The organism is Streptomyces sp. A0642 (genome assembly GCF_004795105.1).
Classification (GTDB): domain Bacteria; phylum Actinomycetota; class Actinomycetes; order Streptomycetales; family Streptomycetaceae; genus Streptomyces.
The window spans coordinates 692,356-711,471 of the sequence record NZ_SSBL01000002.1; the positions used below are offsets into that span (position 1 = coordinate 692,356).

At 72.1% G+C, this 19,116-nt stretch carries 18 protein-coding genes and 1 riboswitch; of the genes, 9 read left to right on the forward strand and 9 right to left on the reverse strand.

The window, feature by feature from the left end:
- Positions 1–35 precede the first annotated feature (35 nt).
- Together E6R60_RS06740 and E6R60_RS06745 are read left to right on the forward strand one after the other, a co-directional pair.
- The gene (locus E6R60_RS06740) at positions 36–971 is read left to right on the forward strand and encodes an NADP-dependent oxidoreductase (RefSeq protein WP_136325465.1); all 936 of its coding nucleotides are present in this window, start codon (positions 36–38) and stop codon (positions 969–971) included.
- A gap of 467 nt (positions 972–1,438) precedes the next feature.
- Positions 1,439–3,106, forward strand: a complete 1,668-nt coding sequence (locus tag E6R60_RS06745) for a cellulase family glycosylhydrolase (protein ID WP_168713551.1) — start codon at positions 1,439–1,441, stop codon at positions 3,104–3,106.
- Positions 3,107–3,178: 72 nt separating this feature from the next.
- Here E6R60_RS06745 and E6R60_RS06750 read toward each other — a convergent pair whose 3' ends face one another.
- Entirely contained in the window at positions 3,179–3,400 is a 222-nt protein-coding gene (locus E6R60_RS06750; protein ID WP_206309325.1) for a hypothetical protein, read from the reverse strand.
- 228 nt (positions 3,401–3,628) lie between these two features.
- On the opposite strand from E6R60_RS06750, the gene E6R60_RS06755 reads away from it, so the two are divergent.
- Complete coding sequence (locus tag E6R60_RS06755) at positions 3,629–5,512, forward strand: serine/threonine-protein kinase (protein ID WP_136325467.1); 1,884 nt, start codon at positions 3,629–3,631, stop codon at positions 5,510–5,512.
- 63 nt (positions 5,513–5,575) lie between these two features.
- Here E6R60_RS06755 and E6R60_RS06760 read toward each other — a convergent pair whose 3' ends face one another.
- Entirely contained in the window at positions 5,576–6,556 is a 981-nt protein-coding gene (locus tag E6R60_RS06760; RefSeq protein ID WP_240802414.1) for an acetamidase/formamidase family protein, read from the reverse strand.
- A gap of 128 nt (positions 6,557–6,684) precedes the next feature.
- Here E6R60_RS06760 and E6R60_RS06765 point away from each other — a divergent pair, with 128 nt between their 5' ends.
- A complete protein-coding gene (locus E6R60_RS06765) occupies positions 6,685–7,224 on the forward strand; it encodes an NADPH-dependent FMN reductase (RefSeq protein WP_136325468.1) in 540 nt (179 codons plus the stop codon).
- Between the two features lie 15 nt (positions 7,225–7,239).
- On the opposite strand, the gene E6R60_RS06770 is transcribed toward E6R60_RS06765, so the two are convergent.
- Complete coding sequence (locus E6R60_RS06770; protein WP_240802415.1) at positions 7,240–7,794, reverse strand: hypothetical protein; 555 nt, start codon at positions 7,792–7,794, stop codon at positions 7,240–7,242.
- A 148-nt stretch (positions 7,795–7,942) separates the two neighbouring features.
- On the opposite strand from E6R60_RS06770, the gene E6R60_RS06775 reads away from it, so the two are divergent.
- Positions 7,943–8,245, forward strand: a complete 303-nt coding sequence (locus E6R60_RS06775) for a hypothetical protein (protein ID WP_136325469.1) — start codon at positions 7,943–7,945, stop codon at positions 8,243–8,245.
- A 147-nt stretch (positions 8,246–8,392) separates the two neighbouring features.
- On the opposite strand, the gene E6R60_RS06780 is transcribed toward E6R60_RS06775, so the two are convergent.
- The gene (locus E6R60_RS06780; protein WP_136325470.1) at positions 8,393–9,844 is read right to left on the reverse strand and encodes a DUF445 domain-containing protein; all 1,452 of its coding nucleotides are present in this window, start codon (positions 9,842–9,844) and stop codon (positions 8,393–8,395) included.
- A 114-nt stretch (positions 9,845–9,958) separates the two neighbouring features.
- Between E6R60_RS06780 and E6R60_RS06785 the strand changes: the two genes are divergently transcribed.
- Entirely contained in the window at positions 9,959–11,203 is a 1,245-nt protein-coding gene (locus tag E6R60_RS06785) for an SGNH/GDSL hydrolase family protein (RefSeq protein WP_136325471.1), read from the forward strand.
- Between the two features lie 138 nt (positions 11,204–11,341).
- On the opposite strand, the gene E6R60_RS06790 is transcribed toward E6R60_RS06785, so the two are convergent.
- Positions 11,342–12,004, reverse strand: a complete 663-nt coding sequence (locus tag E6R60_RS06790; RefSeq protein WP_206309332.1) for a DUF1707 domain-containing protein — start codon at positions 12,002–12,004, stop codon at positions 11,342–11,344.
- A gap of 248 nt (positions 12,005–12,252) precedes the next feature.
- Between E6R60_RS06790 and E6R60_RS06795 the strand changes: the two genes are divergently transcribed.
- On the forward strand, positions 12,253–12,774 hold the full coding sequence (locus E6R60_RS06795; RefSeq protein ID WP_136325473.1) for a DUF4396 domain-containing protein: 522 nt from the start codon (positions 12,253–12,255) through the stop codon (positions 12,772–12,774).
- A 144-nt stretch (positions 12,775–12,918) separates the two neighbouring features.
- Positions 12,919–13,329 carry a four-helix bundle copper-binding protein gene (locus E6R60_RS06800; RefSeq protein ID WP_136325474.1) on the forward strand — a complete coding sequence of 137 codons (411 nt, stop codon included), beginning with the start codon at positions 12,919–12,921 and terminating at the stop codon, positions 13,327–13,329.
- 73 nt (positions 13,330–13,402) lie between these two features.
- Here the strand turns inward: E6R60_RS06800 and E6R60_RS06805 are convergent, their stop codons facing one another.
- Genes E6R60_RS06805 through E6R60_RS06815 form a run of 3 tightly spaced genes read right to left on the reverse strand, consistent with a single transcriptional unit; the run spans position 13,403 to position 16,069 of the window.
- Complete coding sequence (locus E6R60_RS06805; protein ID WP_136325475.1) at positions 13,403–14,377, reverse strand: ATP-binding cassette domain-containing protein; 975 nt, start codon at positions 14,375–14,377, stop codon at positions 13,403–13,405.
- Positions 14,378–14,406: 29 nt separating this feature from the next.
- The gene (locus tag E6R60_RS06810; RefSeq protein ID WP_240802425.1) at positions 14,407–15,264 is read right to left on the reverse strand and encodes an ABC transporter permease; all 858 of its coding nucleotides are present in this window, start codon (positions 15,262–15,264) and stop codon (positions 14,407–14,409) included.
- 4 nt (positions 15,265–15,268) lie between these two features.
- Complete coding sequence (locus tag E6R60_RS06815) at positions 15,269–16,069, reverse strand: ABC-2 family transporter protein (protein WP_136325584.1); 801 nt, start codon at positions 16,067–16,069, stop codon at positions 15,269–15,271.
- 168 nt (positions 16,070–16,237) lie between these two features.
- On the opposite strand from E6R60_RS06815, the gene E6R60_RS06820 reads away from it, so the two are divergent.
- Positions 16,238–18,655: a transglycosylase domain-containing protein gene (locus E6R60_RS06820; protein ID WP_136325476.1), complete on the forward strand. Its 2,418-nt coding sequence runs from the start codon at positions 16,238–16,240 to the stop codon at positions 18,653–18,655.
- Positions 18,656–18,665: 10 nt separating this feature from the next.
- On the opposite strand, the gene E6R60_RS06825 is transcribed toward E6R60_RS06820, so the two are convergent.
- Positions 18,666–18,986 (reverse strand): multidrug efflux SMR transporter, encoded by a 321-nt coding sequence (locus tag E6R60_RS06825; RefSeq protein WP_018555875.1) that lies wholly within the window; start codon positions 18,984–18,986, stop codon positions 18,666–18,668.
- 36 nt (positions 18,987–19,022) lie between these two features.
- Positions 19,023–19,094, reverse strand: a riboswitch (guanidine-III (ykkC-III) riboswitch).
- Positions 19,095–19,116 lie beyond the last annotated feature (22 nt).

The window sequence follows — 19,116 nt, forward strand, 5'->3', positions numbered from 1 at the left end:
CGTGGACATCAACGGTCCGAAAGAAGGAGTCACGCGTGCGCGCGATCGTGGTGCGAGCGGTGGGTGGGCCCGAGGCCCTGGAGCTCGTGGATGTACCGGTGCCGGTGCCCGGCGTCGGGCAGGTCCGGATACGGGTCGAGGCGGCGGCCGTGAACCCGGTGGATCTGGCGACGCGCTCCGGGGCCCTGATCCCCGCCGGCCTGATGGCGCCCCGGGACGTCATCGGCATCGGGTGGGATGTCGCCGGCCGGATCGACCAAGTCGGTCCGGGGGTGACGGCGTTCGCCGAGGACGACCGGGTGATCGGGGTCCAGGACAGGCTGGACGTCTCGCTGGGGGCCTATGCCGAGTACGTCGTGCTGGACGCCGCGGCGGTCGCACCGGCCCCCTCCCGCCTGTCCGCCGCCGAGGCCTCGACGCTGCCCCTGAACGGGCTCACCGCACTCCAGTCCCTGGACCTGCTCGCAGCCGAGCCGGGCGCGACCCTGCTGGTGACGGGAGCGGCAGGGGCGGTGGGCGGGTACGCGGTGGAGCTGGCCGCCCTGCGCGGGCTGCGGGTAGTGGCGGGCGCCGGCGCGGAGGACGAGGCGTTCGTACGGAAGGCCGGGGCCCGGTGGTTCGTCGAGCGGTCGGCCGATCTGGCGGCTGCCGTGCGCGAGTTGGTTCCCGGCGGGGTGGACTGCGTCCTGGACGCGGCGGTGCTCGGGCTGCCGGCGCTCGGGGCCGTACGCAACCGCGGGGCCTTCGTCTCCGTCATCGGCGGCGCCGCGCCCGTCCCGTTGCGGGGGATCCGCGTGCACGAGCAGTGGGTCGCGGCCGACAGCGGCGCCCTCGCCCTGCTCTCCTCCCTCGCCGAGAGCGGCCGGCTCACGCCGCGCGTCGCCGACACGATGCCCCTCCAGGAGGCGGCCCGGGCCCACCGCCGCCTGGCCGAGGGCGGATTGCGGGGACGACTGGTGCTCATCCCCTGACCGGGAGGAACGGGGAGGACGGGGAGGGACGGGGAGGCGTGCCGCCGGGGACGGCACCTCTCCCCGGCGGCACACCCGCGCACGCGTCTCTGCCCCGTCCGCCCGGACGAGGGCGAGGGGCGCTCACACCCTGGGCACTCACACCCTGGGCCCCCACGGTGGGCGCGTCCACCACCCGCCGGGTGACGCCGATGAGGGAGAAGTCCTCGGGTGTCAGCCCGCGGCAGGGGATGCCCCGGTCGCGCACCCCAGGGCCCGGCTCCCGCGCCCCACCGGCGTCAGCCGCCTGCCCCCGCGGCTGACGCCCCCTCACATGCGGTTCGGCACACGCGAATCCGTCCGATGTCTTGACGTGCCCCTGACTGGATGGCTTCATGGGAGCGCGCAAATGTGGGAGCGCTCCCACAGAGCCATGGAACGTCTGTCGATGCTCAGCTCTTGATCCCCGTCCACTCCCTGGAGCCGCAGTGAGAACAGCAAGAAGCACGGCGAAGAACCCAGCGCGCAAGAGCCCCGCCACCGTCCTCCTGACCGCACTCGTCACCCTCCTCGGGCTCCTCGCCCTCGGCGGCCTCACCCCGGCGCAGGCCGCCAGCGCCGCCGCGAGCGGGCTGCACATCAGCGACGGCCGGCTGGTCGAGGGCAACGGCAACGACTTCGTCATGCGCGGGGTCAACCACGCCCACACCTGGTACCCCGGCGAGACGCAGTCGCTGGCCGACATCAAGGCAACGGGCGCCAACACCGTCCGCGTCGTGCTCTCCGACGGCTTCCGCTGGAGCAGGAACAGCCCCGCCGACGTGGCCGCCGTCATCGCCTCGTGCAAGGCCAACCGGCTCATCTGCGTACTCGAGGTGCACGACACCACGGGATACGGGGAGGACTCCGCCGCCGGCACGCTCGATCACGCCGCCGACTACTGGATCAGCCTGAAGGACGTCCTCGCCGGCCAGGAGGACTACGTCATCATCAACATCGGCAACGAGCCCTGGGGCAACACGAACCCGGCCGGCTGGACCGCGCCCACGACCGCGGCGGTCAAGAAGCTGAGGGCCGCTGGGTTCGCGCACACGATCATGGTGGACGCACCCAACTGGGGCCAGGACTGGCAGGGCGTGATGCGCGACAACGCCCAGGCCGTGTACGACGCGGACACCACCGGCAACCTGCTGTTCTCGATCCACATGTACAGCGTCTACAACACCGCCCAGAAGGTCACCGACTACCTCCACGCCTTCGTGGACGCGGGACTGCCGCTGGTCATAGGGGAGTTCGGGGGACCCGCCGACCAGTACGGCGACCCGGACGAGGACACCATGATGGCCACCGCCGAGCACCTCGGACTCGGTTACCTCGCCTGGTCCTGGAGCGGCAACACCGACCCGGTCCTCGACCTGACGATCGGCTTCGACCCCACCCGGCTCAGCCCCTGGGGTGAGCGCATCTTCCACGGCGCCGACGGAATCGCCCAGACCTCCCACGAGGCCACCGTCTACGGCGGCGGCACACCCGAGGACACCCAGGCCCCGACCGCGCCCGGCACCCCGGCCGCCTCCGCGGTGACGGACACGTCCGCGGCCCTGACCTGGACCGCGTCCTCCGACAACGTTGCCGTCACCGGCTACGACGTCGTCCGCGTCAACGCCGGTGCGGAGACGGCCGTCGCCTCCTCCGCCACCAACAGCGTCTCCGTCACCGGCCTCACCGCCGACACGGCGTACACGTTCGCCGTGTACGCCCGCGACGCCGCCGGGAACCGCTCGGCGCGCTCGGCGACGGTGGCCGTCACCACGCACTCCGGCGGCGGCACCGGCGGGAACTGCTCCGTCGGCTACCGGATCGTCGGCCAGTGGCCGGGCGGCTTCCAGGGCGAGATCACCATCCGGAACACCGGTACCGCCCCCATCGATGCCTGGAAGCTGGGCTTCGCCTTCGCCAACGGCCAGACCATCACCAACATGTGGGGCGGAACCCCCACGCAGAACGGTGGGTCGGTGAGCGTCGCCCCCGCGTCGTACACCTCGACGATCGCCGCGAAGGGCTCGGTCACCGTCGGCTTCACCGGCAGTCAGAGCGGTACGAACGCCGCCCCGGCCGCGTTCACCCTGAGCGGCGCCGCCTGCGCCGCCGCGTGAGGCGGTACCCGGCGGCGTAGCGCCGCAGCGATGTGCGGCCGGCCGGCGGAGGTCATCGACTCCGCCGGCCGGTCAGTCCTCGTCGGTGACCACGACGGTGTCCGTGACGCGCTCGTACGTGAGGAACGCCGTCCCGCTGTCCAGGATCTTGTGGTCCGTCAGCGACCAGGCGACCGGGTCGAAGGCCGCCTGGCGGGAGAAGAGCGGAACGCCCGCTCCGATCGTCGTCGGGTTCAGCTTGACGATCAGCGTGTCGATCTCGGTGTACGCGACGGTGCGGGACCGGCCGCACAAGCGCGGCGGGGTAGGCGGGCGTCCCGAGGCACACGACGGGGTACGGCGGTGTCCGGCCGCCATGATCAGGCAGACCTGCCGGCCGTGCAACGGAAATCGTGTCTTCCGGGTGCGCGCCCGGTCACCGCGGCGAACGTACGGGCCCCTTGAAACGCGCGTTCTGCACCCGTCGGGTTTTGGATAGGGTGCCGTGTCGACAGCAGTGCTCTTCGGGGGAGTTATGAGTTCATGAGCGGTCAGCAGCCAAACCGGGGCAGCGTCTCCCAGGTCTTCCAGCCACTCGCGGCCGACGACCCGGCCACCATCGCCGGATACCGTCTCGCCGCGAAGCTCGGCGCCGGCGGTATGGGCAAGGTGTACCTGTCGTACACGCCCGGCGGCCGGCCCGTCGCCATCAAGGTGATCCGGCCCGAATTCGGCGAAGACCCCGAATTCCGGAGGCGGTTCGCGCAGGAGGTGCAGTCGGCGCAGCGTGTGCAGGGGCTGTTCACCGCGCCCGTCATCGACGCCGACACCCAGGGTGCGCAGCCGTGGCTCGCCACCGCGTACGTGCCGGGGCCCTCGCTCGCCGACGCCGTCGTCGCGCACGGGGCGCTGCCGGTCGAGGCCGTCCTGCTGCTGATCGCCGGGATGGCCGAGGCCCTGCACGTCATTCACGGTGCGGGCATCGTGCACCGCGACCTCAAGCCGTCGAACGTGCTGCTGGCCGCCGACGGTCCGCGCGTCATCGACTTCGGCATCGCGTACGCGGCCGACGCTACCTCGCTCACCGGCAGCGGCGTCACCATCGGCACGCCGTCGTTCATGGCGCCGGAGCAGGCCGCGGGGCGCCGGGTCACCCCGGCCACCGACATCTTCGCGCTCGGACAGGTCGCGGCGTACGCGGCCACGGGGTCACCGGCCTTCGGCGAGGGGACCTCGCACGGGGTGCTCTACCGGATCGTCCACGAGGACCCGGACCTCACCGGCGTCCCGGAGCGGCTGATGGAGTTGGTCAGCCGCTGCCTGGCCAAGGACGCGGAGGCCAGGCCCTCGGTGGCCGAGGTCATCGCGCTGTGCCAGACCGCGAACGCGGAGACGGTGCTGCGGCGCCCCGAGGACTGGCTGCCGAGCCCGGTGGCCGCCGACATCACCGTACGGGCGGCGGCTCCCGCCCCCGCGCAGACCCCGCCGCCTCCGGCGGCCGCCCCGGCGGTCGCCTACTCGCCCACGACTCCGGCGGCGCCGAGCACCCCGCCTCCGGGCTACGGTCCTCCGGTCACACCGCCGCCCGGCCAGTCGCCGCAGGGCGCGCAGACGCCGTACCCGGGTCCGGGACACTCCGCTCCCACCCAGCCCGCGCAGCCCTACCAGCCGGGCCCCGCCCACCCCTACCAGCCGGGCCCGCCCTCGCAGGCGCAGGCCCCGACGCAGTTCCCCACCGCGTACCCGGCCCAGGCCCAGACGTACCCCGGGCACCAGCCGCCGCAGGGACCGGCGGCGCCGCAGCCCGCCAAGCGCCGCGGCGGCCGGGTCGCGGCCATCGCGATCGCCGTCGCACTCGTCGTCGGCATCGCGGGCGGCGGGACGGCGTACTTCCTGCTGAAGGACGACGGGAAGTCGTCGCAGAGCAGCGGGTCGCCGAAGGGCGGAAGCACACCGACGCAGAAGCAGGCGAGCTCGTCGCCCAGTGCGGAGGAGGGGGACGGAGGCGCGGAGGCGGACCCGAAGCCTTCCGCCGTCGCGGACCCGGAGCCCCGCGAGTTCCCGGGCATCAACCTCACCGCCGGATACCACCTGACGCTCGGCGACGAGGAGGTCCGCCCCCAGGACGGCGAGGACAGCGGGTACGAACTGTCCTACGACACCGGCGGATACCTCGACGCCGAGGAGGAAGGCGGACGCCTCGCCCTGCTCGACCCGGGGCAGCAGGGGTCACTGGAGACCTGCCGCTCGGAGACCCGGTTCACCACCAACATCTATGTGGACAAGCTCTCCAAGGGCCGTCAGATCTGCATCACCACGGGTACGGGGCACCTCGGACTCCTGACGTACCAGGGCCACTCGCCCGAGGACTCGGCCAGTGACTACATGACGATCGACCTGACCGTCTGGCGCAACGCGATGGGCTGACACGCGCGTCGGGCGGGAAGGCGGCCGTGGGCAGAGCCCCGGCCACCGTCCCGCCCGCGTCCACTAACCGGCCAGCAGGTCCCGCTCCACATGGGCCGTGACCACCCAGTTCGGCGCGTCCACCACCTCGGAGATCTTCAGGTCCGCCGCCACGCTCGCCAGCAGGTACGCGTCCTGCGGGGCGAGGCCCGTACGGCCCGTGATCTCCTCGATCAGCGCCCGGACGGCGTCCTTGGCCGCCTCCATCAGGTCAGGGCCGATACCCGTCGTCGCCAGGGCCGCCCCGGCCCGGGCGCTCACCGGGTCGGTCTCGATCACCGGGGTGCGGGGCGCCGCGCCCTTGCGGACGTCCACGCGCAGCCGCACGGTGGCCCCGGTCTCGATCCCCGTACCGCAGACCTCGCCGTCGCCCATCGCGGCGTGCGCGTCGCCCGCCGAGAGCAGGGCGCCGGCCACGCCCACGGGCAGGATCAGCCGCGCGCCGGGGCCGAGGTGGCGGATGTCCATGTTGCCGCCCCAGCGGCGGGGCGGGATGACCGAATGCGGCCCGGGCTCGGGCGGGGCGACGCCGATCGTCCCGATCATCGGCACGACGGGAATCCGCAGGCCGGGCAGGAGTTCCGCGTGGCCGTCGCCGATGGCGGAGATCCGCAGGTGCGGATCGGGGAAGTCGTCGGCGAGCAGCCCGAATCCGGGCAGGCAGGCGGTCCAGCCCCAGTCCCCCACCTGTACGTCGAGGACGTCGACGACCAACGCGTCACCCGGCTCGGCGCCGGCCACGCGCAGCGGCCCGGTGACCGGGTTGAGGGTGCCGAAGTCGAGTCCGGTGAGGTCCGCCGCGGTCGACTCCCTCTCCAACTGGCCACCGCTCGCGTCCTGGAACTCCAGGACCGCCTCGTCGCCGGGGTGGAGCGTGGCGACGGGGGCGATCGTCCGGTCCCAGGTGTGGTGCGCCTGCCCGCGGTGGATGCTGAAGTCACTCATGAACGCTGCGGCCTCCAGGTCGAGTTCGGTGCGACGACGGCCGTGCAGGGCCGCCCGCACGGCACCGTTGATCCTGGCGCGGGCGCGCGAGTGACACAACAGGGCCGCCCCGGGCCTGCGAACCGGCCCCGGTCCCGATGACGCCCGCGTCCGGGAATGGATGCCGGGCTCCACGGGGTTGGCAGGGCATGTCGACACCACGCGTGGTCCTTCTGCTGTCCGGCAGCCTGCGGGCGGGCTCCTCCAACGAGACGGTGCTGCGCACCGCGCAGGCCGTGACGCCGCCCGGAGTACGGACCGTGTTCTACGAGGGTCTGGCCGGCCTCCCGCCGTTCAATCCGGACGACGACGCCGAACCGCTGCCGCAGCCGGTGGCGGCTCTGCGGTCGGCGATCGACGCGGCCGACGCGCTGCTGGTCTGTACACCGGAATACGCGGGGACCCTGCCCGGCGCGTTCAAGAACCTGCTGGACTGGACGGTCGGCGGGACCGAGATCTGCGACAAGCCGGTGGCCTGGGTGAGCGCCGCGGCGCCGGGACGCGGGCAGGGCGCGGAGGCCACGCTGCGGACCGTGCTCGGCTACACCGGAGCGGTGGTCGTCGAACCGGCCTGCGTACGGGTCGCGGTGGGCCGGGATCCGGTCGGCGCCGACGGGGCCCTCACGGACGACGGGGCGCGTGAGCGGATCGCCGAGGTGCTCACGCTGCTCGCGTCCTACGGCTCGTGACCGGCCGCCGACCGGTCAGCGGTAGTCCTCCGGGTGGCCCTGCATCCAGGCGTTGACGCGGTCGCGCGTGCCGATGAGCTGCTTGCGGTGCTTCTCCAGGTTGTTCGTGGAGGCGTCCCCGGCCAGCGCGGTGCGCAGCGCGCTCATCCACGCCAGCGGCTCCTTGAAGTGGCGCAGCCCGTCGTCGCCTTCGGCCCTCATCGACTCGTCCAGACCGGCCAGCTCCGTGTTCACCCGGCCGAGGAAGTAGGCGCAGTCGCCTGCCCCGGGGGCGCAGCCGTCCTGGTACGTGGCCTGGAGACCGGCGAAGGCGCTGCGTACCTCTTGGGGCTTGGTACTCAGGGCCGTTTTCCTGTCCGCCTGCGCCTCGGCGTCCGCCTGCGCCTCCGCGTCCGCCTCGGCCTGCTGGATCCCCTTGTCCACCGCCGACGCGTTCACCGAGGGCGCCACGTACGGGACATCGCCCCCGGGGCCCTGTGACGTGCTCGCCGCGGTGCAGCCGGCCAGGGCCACCATCAGAGCGGCCGCCAGGGCCGGTGCGGCGGTGGACATGCGGATGCGGACAGACATGTGAGGCCCCCTCGTAGGTTGGCCCAGACCATACCGCCCGCCCCGCCGGCCGGCGACCGCGTTAGCCTCGGAGCCGAAAGCCGGTACGGGCGGTGTGCACACCGCGGGTACGGCGACGACGATCTACGAGAAGGCTGAGGTGGCTGCGATGGCGAAGGTTCCGGCAGCGGCGGTGGCGGCGGGCGGACTGGTCGGCGGCTACGCCGTCGCGCGGTGGACCAGGAAGCGGCCGCTGGGCGGGGTCGCGCTCGCCGCCGCGGGAGGCGTCGCCGCGTACGAGTGGAACCGGCAGGCCGGGCCCCGGGCCGCCGCCGCCCTGACCACCGCCTATGTCGCCGCGTTCGCGGGGTCGCACCCGCTGGCGAAGAAGGTCGGCGCCTGGCCCGCGGTGTTCACCGCGGCCGGCACGGTGGCCGCCGCCTCGTGGGCCGTCACGCGCCGCGCCGCCTGAACCCGCTCGGGGGGACTTCTTCCGCACGCGGTGAACGCGGGCGGCGCCGGGCCCGTATACATGGGCACTCCCCCGCGTAACCCGGGTGCGTATCCGAAGTGATCGACAGGACGGATGCGCACCCGGTCCCTCCCCGGCGTACGGCCCTCAGGCGCCGAACGCCCAGGACACCGCATAGATCGCCAGGCCCGCCAGCGCGCCCACCACCGTGCCGTTGATCCGGATGAACTGCAGGTCGCGGCCGATGTGCGCCTCGATCTTCTTCGACGTCTGGTCCGCGTCCCAGCCGGCCACCGTGTCGCTGATCAGTGAGGTGATCTCCGCCCGGTAGGTCGTCACCACGTACACCGCCGCGTCCTCCAGCCAGCCCTCCAGCTTCGCCTGGAGCCGCCCGTCCGTCGCGAGCCGTGCGCCCAGCGACATCAGCGAGGCGCGCGCCCGCAACCGCAGTTCGCTCCGCTCGTCCTCCGCCGCCGTGATCATCATCTGGCGGACGGACGACCAGGCGGAGGCGATGACGTCCTGGACCTCGCCGCGCCCCAGGATCTCCGACTTCAGCCGCTCCACCCGGGCCCGGGTCTCCTCATCGGTCTGGAGATCGGCCGCGAAGTCCGTCAGGAACGTGTCGATCGAGCTGCGGGCCGGGTGCCCCGGCATGTCGCGCATCTCGGTGACGAACCGCAGCAGCTCCTTGTAGACCCGCTCGCCCACCCGCTTGTCGACGAAACGCGGGGTCCAGCCCGGCGCCCCGCCCTGCACCGCGTCCATCACCGAGTCGCCGTGCTCCACCAGCCAGTCGTGCGCCCGCACACAGACCAGGTCCACCACCTTGCGGTGCCCGCCGTCGGCGACGATCTTCTCCAGCATCTTGCCGAGCCCGGGGCCGACTTCCGCGGCGTTCGCCCGGCGGGTGATCGCCTCACCGACGACCGCCTGCACGTCCGAGTCCCGCAGGACGGTGAGCGCGCCCCGCAGCGCGGTCGACAGTTCGGCCGTCACCCGGTCCGCGTGGGCCGGCTCCGCGAGCCAGGAGCCGAGCCTGCCGCCGATGGCCAGGGAGTGGATCCGGTCGCGGACGACCTCGCCCGACAGAAAGTTCTCGCCGACGAAGGAACCGAGGGAGGCGCCCAGCTGGTCCTTCTTGGTGGGAATGATGGCGGTGTGCGGAATGGGCAGACCCAGCGGACGCTTGAAGAGAGCAGTGACCGCGAACCAGTCGGCCAGCGCACCCACCATGCCCGCCTCGGCGGCCGCCGCGACGAAGCCCGGCCAGCCGTCCACCCCTTCGTTCTTCGCCCATGTGGCGAGGACGTACACCAGCGCGACGAGCAGAAGGAGTCCTGTGGCCGTGGTCTTCATGCGCCGTACGCCACGGCGCTTCTCCTCGTCGGCGGCCGTGTACGCGAACGAGGCGAGGGCCGACGGCGGGCGCGCGCCCGACCGCCGCCCCGGCCCCCGGCCGGGGCCGCCCGCACCCGCGCCGGTGCCCGCCGTCCCGTTGTCCGCCGCGCCGGACGCCGCGTCCTCGCCCGTGCCTTCGATCCGTTCCATCCGCTCCACCCGTCCGCGTACCCGTCGCCCCCGGCGTCCCGTACGCATTGTGCCTACCTGACCTACTCCCGGGCCGCACGTCGAGTTCCCCGCGCCCTGCCGCATCATGAGTCCGGCCCACGAACGAACCGGCCGGCGAACCAACGAGGAGACACACCGTCCATGCCCAGGCGCCAGGGGTACGCCCTGCTCATAGCCCTCGTGGCCGGCACCGCCGCGCTCGCCGCCGTCGTGGCGTTCGCCGGGTCCCTGCTGTTCTCCGGGCCCGGGGCGAAGCCCGTCGCCGCCCCCGGCCCGCAGGGCGCGGCCCGCAGCCCCGTCGCACCGGCGCACTCCACCGGCCACTGGCTCGCCACCTGGGCCGCGGCCCCCGTCCGCGGCGTCACCGACCCGGAGCAGGGCACGGACCCGGCCCTGCGCACCATCCATAACGTCGTGCACACCAGCATCGGCGGCGACGCGGCCCGCATCACCCTCTCCAACCTCTTCGGTACCCACCCGCTGCTCATCGACCGCGTCACCGTGAACACCCTCCCGGTGACGTTCCGCAGCGCCCCGGCCGTGACCGTCGCCGCCGGCGGGCAGATCGTCAGCGATCCCGTCGTCGTCCCGGTCGCCGCCGACGCCGATCTGGTCGTCACCCTGCGCACCCCCACCGCCCGGGGTCCGGTCACCGTCCACCCCAACAGCCACCAGACGTCCTCCACCGAGGACGCGCGCGGCACCCGGCCCACCACGGACTGGCGTTACCTCACCGCCGTCGACGTACGCGGTGACACCGCCGCCGGGACGCTCGTCGCGTTCGGCGACTCGCTGACCGCGGGCAGCGGCTCCACCACCGACGCGAACAGCCGCTGGCCCGACGTCCTCGCCGACCGGCTGCACGGCCGGTACGCCGTGGTCAACCAGGGCATCGCGGGCAACCGCCTCCTGCGCGACGGCGCCGGTCCCCGCGCCCTCGACCGCTTCGAACGCGACGTCCTGGGCGTCGGCGGAGCCAGAACCGTCGTCATCGCCCTCGGCATCAACGACATCCGCGCCATCCCCCACGAGACGGACCCGGCACGGATCACGGACGCCCTGCGCACCCTGACGCAGCGCGCGCACGCCCGCGGACTGCGGGTCGCCGGCGCGACCCTGATGCCGTACGAGGGCTACCGCACCTGGACCCCGGCCCAGAACGCCGTACGGATCCGGGTCAACGAGACGATCCGGGCCGGCGGCGTCTTCGACGAGGTCCTCGACTTCGAGCGCGCGGTACGCGACCCGTCCCGGCCCGACCGGCTGCTGTCCGCCTACGACTCCGGCGACCACCTCCACCTGAACGACGCCGGCTACCAGAGCCTGGGATCGCTCATCGACCTGAAGGGGCTGCTGCGCACCCAGCCGTCGTCCGACGCGCTGTAGCGAGAGCCCCCGCGGGGCGGGCACGACGCCCGGTGTCGCGAGAACGCTCAGGGCAGGCGCGCCGCCTGGTGTGACGAGCACTCCCCGGGCAGCCGCGTCGCCTGCTGCCACGAGAACGCTCACAGCAGGCGACGCCCCCTACGCCTCGCGGTCGCCCTTCTCCAGGCTCGGGAGCTCCGCGTTCCGCAGGCGCTGCTTCTCCGCCTTGCTCCGCTTGTGCTCCACCCCGACGCCCCCCATCAGGGCGAGGCCGGTGATCCGCACCCGGGGAGCGTCCGGCGCCGGGTCCCCGTCGTCCTTCGCGCGCTCCCCGAAACCGCCCATGATGCCGATGCCGCGGACCTCGACGTTCAGCTCCGGCGGCACCGTCACCTGCATGCCGCCCATGATCGCGAAGCAGCGGATGACCACCTCGCCGTCCTCGAAGTTCGCCTCGCGCAGATCGATCTCGCCACCGCCCCACATCGCGAACGCGGTGAACACCCGGCTGACCGTCCAGTGCCCCCGGCGCGAGAACCCGCCCCAGAAGGCGAAGGCGCCCCTCGACGTGGCGGGCCTGCCGACACGGTCCGGCCAGCGGGCCATCGATCCCGTCCGGGGCCGCCCCCCGGCCACCGGCGCCACCGCCGCGCCTCCGGGCGCGGGCAGATCGCGGACGAGCGGTTCGAGCTCACCGTGCGTACGGGCCCGATAGGCGGCGTCCAGCCGCTGCTCGAACTCCTCCATCCGCAGCCGGCCCTCGGCCACCGCCTCCCGCAGAACCTCGGCGATCCGTTCACGTTCGGCGTCGGAGGCGCGCATCTCCGGAAGTTCGCTTGTCATACCGAGCAGCCTATTGACCCTGGGGCGCCACGCCATGGAAACCGCCGGATGGGAGGGCGTCCGACGGCCCGGAGGGCGGGCGAGCCGCCGGGACGGGCGCAGCGGCAGCGGCGCCCTTCCGCCTTCCGCGGGTCCCTCCACCTTTGCGACATACCCCTAGGGGGTATACAGTCGGGGTCTGGACCGCGAGAGCGGGACCACGCCGGACTGGATGGGGGATGACGGTCATGGATCACAGCGCACACCACTCAGCCGCCGCGCACGACCACGCCGCGCACCAGGCGCACGCGGGTCACGCCGGGCACGGGACGGGCGGGGTGACCTGGGGCGCCGCCGCGCAGGCGACGCTGCACTGCCTGACCGGATGCGCCGTCGGCGAGATCCTGGGCATGATCATCGGCACCGCCCTGATGTGGGGCAACGTCTCGACGATGATCCTGGCGATCGCTCTCGCCTTCGTCTTCGGCTACTCGTTCACGCTGTTCGGCATCCGCAAGGCGGGGCTGGACCTCAGGACCGCCCTCAAGGTCGCCCTCGCCGCGGACACCGTCTCGATCGTGGTGATGGAGCTCGTGGACAACGGCATCATCGCCCTGGTCCCCGGGGCCATGGACGCCCACCTCGCCGACACCCTGTTCTGGACCTCGCTGCTGGGCGGCTTCGTCATCGCCTTCCTGATCACGACGCCCGTCAACAGGTGGATGATCGGCCGCGGCAAGGGCCACGCCGTCGTCCACGCCTACCACTGACCCGCCGGCCCGGCACCGCGTCCGGCCGCACCTCATGGTGCGGCCGGGCGCATACGCGCGCGGGGGCGTTAGCTGGAAGTACCGGGGACTTCGACGGCGGCCGCCCCGGACACGCCGGCCCCCCGGGAGAACGGAGGCATTCCGATGACCAGCACCGTGAAGGGCATGCTCGCCACCTACCCGGCCGACCTCGGCGCCATCGACCAGGCCAAGCTCGCCCAGTGCGTCGAGGCGTGCGTCGCCTGCGCGCAGGCGTGTACGGCATGCGCGGACGCCTGCCTGTCCGAGGGCATGGTGGGTGATCTGGCCAAGTGCATCCGCACCGACATGGACTGCGCCGACATCTGCACCGCCACCGCCGCGGTCCTCTCCCGCCACACCGGTTACGACGCCAACGTCAGCGCCGCGATCCTCCGGGCGTGCGCCACGGTCTGCAAGGCGTGCGCCGACGAATGCGGACGGCACGCGGAGATGCACGAGCACTGCCGCCTCTGCGCCGAAGCCTGCCGCTCCTGCGAACAGGCGTGCAACGAACTCCTCGGCGCCCTCGGCTGACAGGACGCGGAACCCAGGACGCGGGCTGGGGCAGCGCGGCCGGCGCGCCGCCCTCGCCCGGCCGGCCGCCGCGCTACGCGCCCGAAGCCGACGCGTACATCTTCGCGATCACGGCCTCGATGTCCGGCTCCCGCACCGAGAGGTCCACCAACGGGTACTCCGCCGCGATCCGCGCCACCAGCGGAGCCGCCGACGCGGACGCCGGGAACGCCAGCCACTGCCGTACCCCCTCCACCTTCACCGTACGCACCGAGGGCTCCGACTCCAGCCGGATCGGGGGGAGTTCCCGCTCCAGATCCACCACGAGCATCCGCTCGCTCTCCCCCACCTCGTGCAGGCCCGCGAGCGCGCCGTCGTACATCAGACGGCCGTGGTCGATCACCATCACCCGCTTGCACAGCTGCTCGATATCGGTCAGGTCGTGGGTGGTGAGCAGCACCGTCGTCCCGCGCTCCGCGTTCAGGTCCCGCAGGAAGCCGCGGACCTTCGCCTTCGACACCACGTCGAGACCGATCGTCGGCTCGTCCAGATACAGCACCTCCGGGTCGTGCAGCAGTGCGGCCGCGATATCGCCCCGCATCCGCTGCCCCAGGGACAGCTGCCGCACCGGCACGTCCAGCAGCGCCGCGAGATCGAGGAGTTCGACGCAGCGGTCCATGTTGACCCGGAAACGGTCATCGGGGATCCGGTACATCCGGTGCATCAGACGGTACGAGTCCCGCAGCGGCAGGTCCCACCACAGCGTGGTGCGCTGCCCGAACACCACACCGATCCGGTGCGCCAGCCTCGTACGCTCCCGGGACGGATCGATGCCCGCCACCCGCAGCGAACCGGCGCTCGGGGTGAGGATCCCGGTCAGCATCTTGATGGTCGTCGACTTCCCCGCCCCGTTCGGGCCGATGTAGCCGACCATCTCCCCCCGCGCCACACGGAAGCTGATCCCGTCGACAGCCCGCACCGCACGCCGTTCGCTGCGCAGGAATCCCGTCCTGCGACGGACGTCGAAGACCTTCTCCACGCCGTCCAGCTCGATGAAGTCCGTATCCATGTCCGCCGCCTCTTCCCGCTCGCCCCGCGTCAACTTCCCGTGCTCCGGTACGCCCGCAGCCCCGCCCGCCACGCCCACCCCGCGAGCGCCCCGCACGCACCCGCCACCAGCGGAGGCAGGAACGCCACCCACTCCGGCAGGTCCAGCGGATACTCCCGCCCCAGCACGTACAGGGACGGCAGCCAGTTCACGAAGGCCAGAGGGACGACGAACGTCACCCCGCGCAGCAGGTCCGTCGCGAAGATCGTCGGCGGGTACTGGAGCAGGGTCGCTCCTCCGTACGTGAACGAGTTCTGCACCTGCGAGGCGTCCTGCGCGACGAACTGGAACGCCGCCCCGGCCACGAACACCGCCGCGAAGATCGCCGCACCGCTCAGCACCATCAGCGGCACCAGCACCGCCTTCGCCACCGTCCAGTCGACGTCCAGCGTCACCAGCGCATAGCCGAGCACCAGCAGGCCCTGACTCACCCGTCCCAGCCTGCGCAACGCGAACCGGTCCGCCGCCACCTGCGCCAGCACCGGAGCCGGCCGCACCAGCAGCGTGTCCAGCGTCCCGTCCCGCACCCGGCGGCCCAGCCGGTCCATCGACCCCATCAGCAGGTCCGCCAGGCCGAACGCCGTACCCGAGGCCCCGTACAGCAGCGCGATCTCCGGCAGCGTGTAGCCACCCAGCGCCTCGACGTGGGAGAACATCAGCAGGATCGCCACGAAGTCGAACGCCGTCGCCGCGAAGTTCCCGAACGTCGTCATCACGAACGACGCCCGGTAGGCCATCGTCGACCGCAGCCACATCGCCACGATCAGCCCATACGCCCGGACCCCCTCCACCAGCCGCGACCGGGGGACGAACACCACCGCCGGCCCCCGGGCCACCACCTCGTCCACCGCCTCAGCCACCCTGGACCACCACCCTCCGCGTCGCCACCGACTGGAGCAGCCGCCCCGCCAGCAGCAGCACCAGCGCCCAGGCCGCCTGGAACGCGTACACCCCCACCAGGCCCCAGCCCGTGTGCTTGCCGAGGAACACGTCGGCGGGCACCTGGAGCAGCGCCGACCACGGCAGCGCCCGCGCCACCTCCCCCAGCAGCCCCGGGAACAGGTTCAGCGGCACCAGCATCCCCGAGAAGAACATGCCCGCCAGGAACGCGATCTGTGCCGCCCCCGCCCCGTCCATCAGCCAGAAAGCCGACAGCGCCACCAGATAACGGATCGCGAAACTCACCACGACCCCCAGCACCACCGCGACCAGGAAGGCCACCCACGTCCCCGGCGACTCGGGCATCGCCAGATCGAAGGCGAGCGAGCCCAGGATCATCGGCACGATCCCGCGTCCCAGCAGATGAAACGCCGCCCGCCCCAAGTCACCTGCCAGCCACCACAGTTGCAGGTCAACCGGCCGGTAGAGATCGACCGCGATATCGCCCGTGCGGATCCGCTCGATCAGCTCGTCCTCGAAACCGCCGCCCATCATCACGCACGTCATCAACAGCGCCTGGCCCAGCCACACGTACGTGAGCGCCTGCGACACGTCGTAACCGCCGAGCTGCGGACGCTCGTCCCACAGGGCCGCATACGTGTACGCCAGGACGAAACCGAAGACCGTGTTCGTGAAGACCCCGGCAGCCGTCTCGATCCGGTACGTGGCATAGCGCCGGAACCCGCCCGCCACCACCACCGCGTAGAGCCGCACCACCACCCCCAGCGCTCGGGGTGCCGCGCCGTACGCGGACACCAAAGCGCAGGAGCCTAGCCCAGCGAGGGACCCGCCGCGACCGCTTTACGAAGGTCGATCCGGTAGTTATTCCACAGAAAAGTGCAGTATGGGAGAACTGACCGCGGCCGAGGAGTCTGCACCGACATGAGCGACGAGCCACAGCAGCAGAACGGGGACCCGGCAGACCCCGGCTGGACCCCCAGAGACCTGTCTGCCGACGCTGCCGCCCCCGCGGAACAGGGCACCCCGGCCGCCGGCGGAAAGGGCACGGGAAAGCAGAGGAAGCCCAAGTCCAGGCGCCCCAAACGCACCGGCTGGCGCCGCGCCGTCCCCACCTGGCGCATGGTCCTCGGCGGCATCCTCCTCATCGCACTCGTCCTGATCGGCGGCTTCATCGCCGGCTACCAACTCGTCGACATCCCGCCCGCCAACGCCAGCGCCACCGCCCAGTCCAACGTCTACCTCTACAAGGACGGCAGCGTCATCGCCCGCGACGGCGAAGTGAACCGGGAGAACGTCAGACTCGCCCAGGTCCCCCGCACCGTCCAGCACGCCGTCCTCGCCGCCGAGGACCGCGACTTCTACTCCGAACGCGCCGTCGACGTCAAGGCGATGATCCGGGCCGGCTGGAACACCCTCACCGGCAAGGGCAAACAGGGCGGCTCCACCATCACCCAGCAGTACGTCAAGAACTACTACCTGGGCCAGGAACAGACCGTCGTCCGCAAGATCAAGGAATTCTTCATCGCGATCAAGCTCAACCGCGAAGAATCCAAGGACCAGATCTTCGAGGGCTACCTCAACACGAGCTACTTCGGCCGCAACGCCTACGGCATCCAGGCCGCCGCCCAGGCCTACTACAGCAAGGACGTCGGCGACCTCACCACCGCCGAAGGCGCCTACCTCGCCTCCCTGCTCAACGCCCCCAGCGCCTACGACATCGTCACCCACCCCGAGAACAAGCCCGCGGCCCTCGCCCGCTGGAACTACGTACTCGACGGCATGGTCAAGGAGAAGTGGCTCGGCCCCGGCCGACGCGCCGCCCTCACCTTCCCCGTGCCCGGCCCCGTCAAGCCCACCAACAGCCTCTCCGGACAACGCGGCTACATCGTCCAGGCCGTCGAGGACTACCTCGTCCGCAACGACATCCTCGACGAGAAGACCCTCGCCACCCGCGGCTACCGCATCACCACCACGCTGGAGAAGAAGAAGCAGGACGCCCTCGTCGAAGCCGTCGACGACAACGTCATGTCCAAGACCAGCAAACAGAACAAGGCCGACCGCAACGTCCGCGTCGGCGGCGCCTCCATCGACCCCGCCACCGGCCGGGTCCTCGCCCTGTACGGCGGCATCGACTACACCCGGCAGTACGTCAACAACGCCACCCGTCGCGACTACCAGGTCGGCTCCACCTTCAAGCCGTTCGTCTTCACCTCCGCCGTCGCCCACCGCTCCACCACACAGGACGGCCGCCGCATCACCCCTGAGACCCTCTACGACGGCACCAACAAGCGCATGGTCCAGGGCCCCGACGGACCCACCGGATACGACCCCGCCAACGAGGACGACGTCAGCTACGGACCCCTCACCGTCCGCGCCGCCACCGACAAATCCGTCAACGCCGTCTACGCCCAGATGGCCGAGGACGTCGGCCCCGAGAAGGTCCGCACCACCGCCATCGACCTCGGCATCCCCAAGGACACCCCCGACCTCACCGCCTCCCCGTCCATCGCGCTGGGCCCCTCCACCGCCAGCGTCCTCGACATGACCGAGGCCTACGCCACCCTCGCCAACCACGGCGAACACGGCGCCCACGTCCTCGTCGACCACGTCACCAAGGACGGCGAGAGCGTCAAGCTCCCCGACCGCACCACCGAACAGACCGTCACCCGCGAGGCCGCCGACACCACCACATCGATCCTCCGGAGCGTCGTCGAAGGAGGCACCGGCACCGCCGCCCAGGGCGCCGGACGCCCCGCCGCCGGGAAGACCGGCACCGCCGAGGAGGACAAGGCCGCCTGGTTCGCCGGCTACACCCCCGACCTCGCCACCGTCATCGCCGTCATGGGCCAGAACCCCGACACCGGAGCCCAGAAACCGCTCTACGGAGCACTCGGCCTGCCCCGCATCAACGGCGGCGGCGCACCGGCCCTGACCTGGGCCCAGTACACCGGAGCCGCCCTGCGGGGCACGCCCGTCGAGGAGTTCGACCTCGACCTGGAGCCCGGCAGCGACCAGACCGAACTGCCGAGCGACGAGAACACCGTGCCCGGCACCACCGGACAGCCCACCCGGAGCCCGTCCCGCACACGCCCCGCCACCCCGGGCAGCACCCCGCCCACCACCCCGTCCGCACCGCGGACCACCCCCGGCGGCACCGACGACACCGGCGGCACGGACAGCGACGGCGGAACGACGGACGGCGGCGAGGACAACGGCGGCGGAGACACCACGGGCGGCACCGGCGGCGAGGACGACAGCGGCGGCGGGGGCGGCGACAACGGCGGCTTCTTCGAAGGCCCCCGCGGCACCCGCGCCCCTACCGCCCCCCTCCGCAGGTGACCCGGCGGCGTCAATGACCCGACGTCGCCTTCAGCCCCACCACCGCCACCAGCAACAGACACACGAAGAAGATCCGGGCCGCCGTCACCGGCTCGTGCAGCACCACCATGCCCAGCACCGCCGCACCCGCCGCACCGATACCGACCCACACCCCGTACGCCGTGCCGATCGGCAACGTCCGCGCCGCATGCGACAGCAACAGCATGCTCGCCACGATCCCGAGCCCCGTGAACACACTCGGCCACAGCCGGGTGAACCCCTCGGTGTACTTCATCCCGATCGACCAGGCCACTTCCAGCAGACCCGCGACCACCAACAGAACCCACGCCACGACGGCACCTCCGACGACAGAACACTCGGACAACACGGTGCGTCGTCTTTGCCGAAGCCCGGTACGGCGCGTCTCGTCGGGTTCCCTCCACCGTAGCAAAGGACAGGCAAAGGGCCTGGTGACAACGGTC

Excerpts from the sequence above, each read along its gene's own strand:
- E6R60_RS06805 (WP_136325475.1), bottom strand. The coding sequence starts at position 14,377 with ATGGATACGGACTTCATCGAGCTGGACGGCGTGGAGAAGGTCTTCGAC.
- E6R60_RS06795 (WP_136325473.1), top strand. The coding sequence starts at position 12,253 with ATGGATCACAGCGCACACCACTCAGCCGCCGCGCACGACCACGCCGCG.
- E6R60_RS06820 (WP_136325476.1), top strand. The coding sequence starts at position 16,238 with ATGAGCGACGAGCCACAGCAGCAGAACGGGGACCCGGCAGACCCCGGC.
- E6R60_RS06770 (WP_240802415.1), bottom strand. The coding sequence starts at position 7,794 with ATGTCTGTCCGCATCCGCATGTCCACCGCCGCACCGGCCCTGGCGGCC.
- E6R60_RS06780 (WP_136325470.1), bottom strand. The coding sequence starts at position 9,844 with ATGCGTACGGGACGCCGGGGGCGACGGGTACGCGGACGGGTGGAGCGG.
- E6R60_RS06755 (WP_136325467.1), top strand. The coding sequence starts at position 3,629 with ATGAGCGGTCAGCAGCCAAACCGGGGCAGCGTCTCCCAGGTCTTCCAG.
- E6R60_RS06785 (WP_136325471.1), top strand. The coding sequence starts at position 9,959 with ATGCCCAGGCGCCAGGGGTACGCCCTGCTCATAGCCCTCGTGGCCGGC.
- E6R60_RS06775 (WP_136325469.1), top strand. The coding sequence starts at position 7,943 with ATGGCGAAGGTTCCGGCAGCGGCGGTGGCGGCGGGCGGACTGGTCGGC.
- E6R60_RS06800 (WP_136325474.1), top strand. The coding sequence starts at position 12,919 with ATGACCAGCACCGTGAAGGGCATGCTCGCCACCTACCCGGCCGACCTC.
- E6R60_RS06765 (WP_136325468.1), top strand. The coding sequence starts at position 6,685 with ATGTCGACACCACGCGTGGTCCTTCTGCTGTCCGGCAGCCTGCGGGCG.
- E6R60_RS06790 (WP_206309332.1), bottom strand. The coding sequence starts at position 12,004 with ATGCGCGCCTCCGACGCCGAACGTGAACGGATCGCCGAGGTTCTGCGG.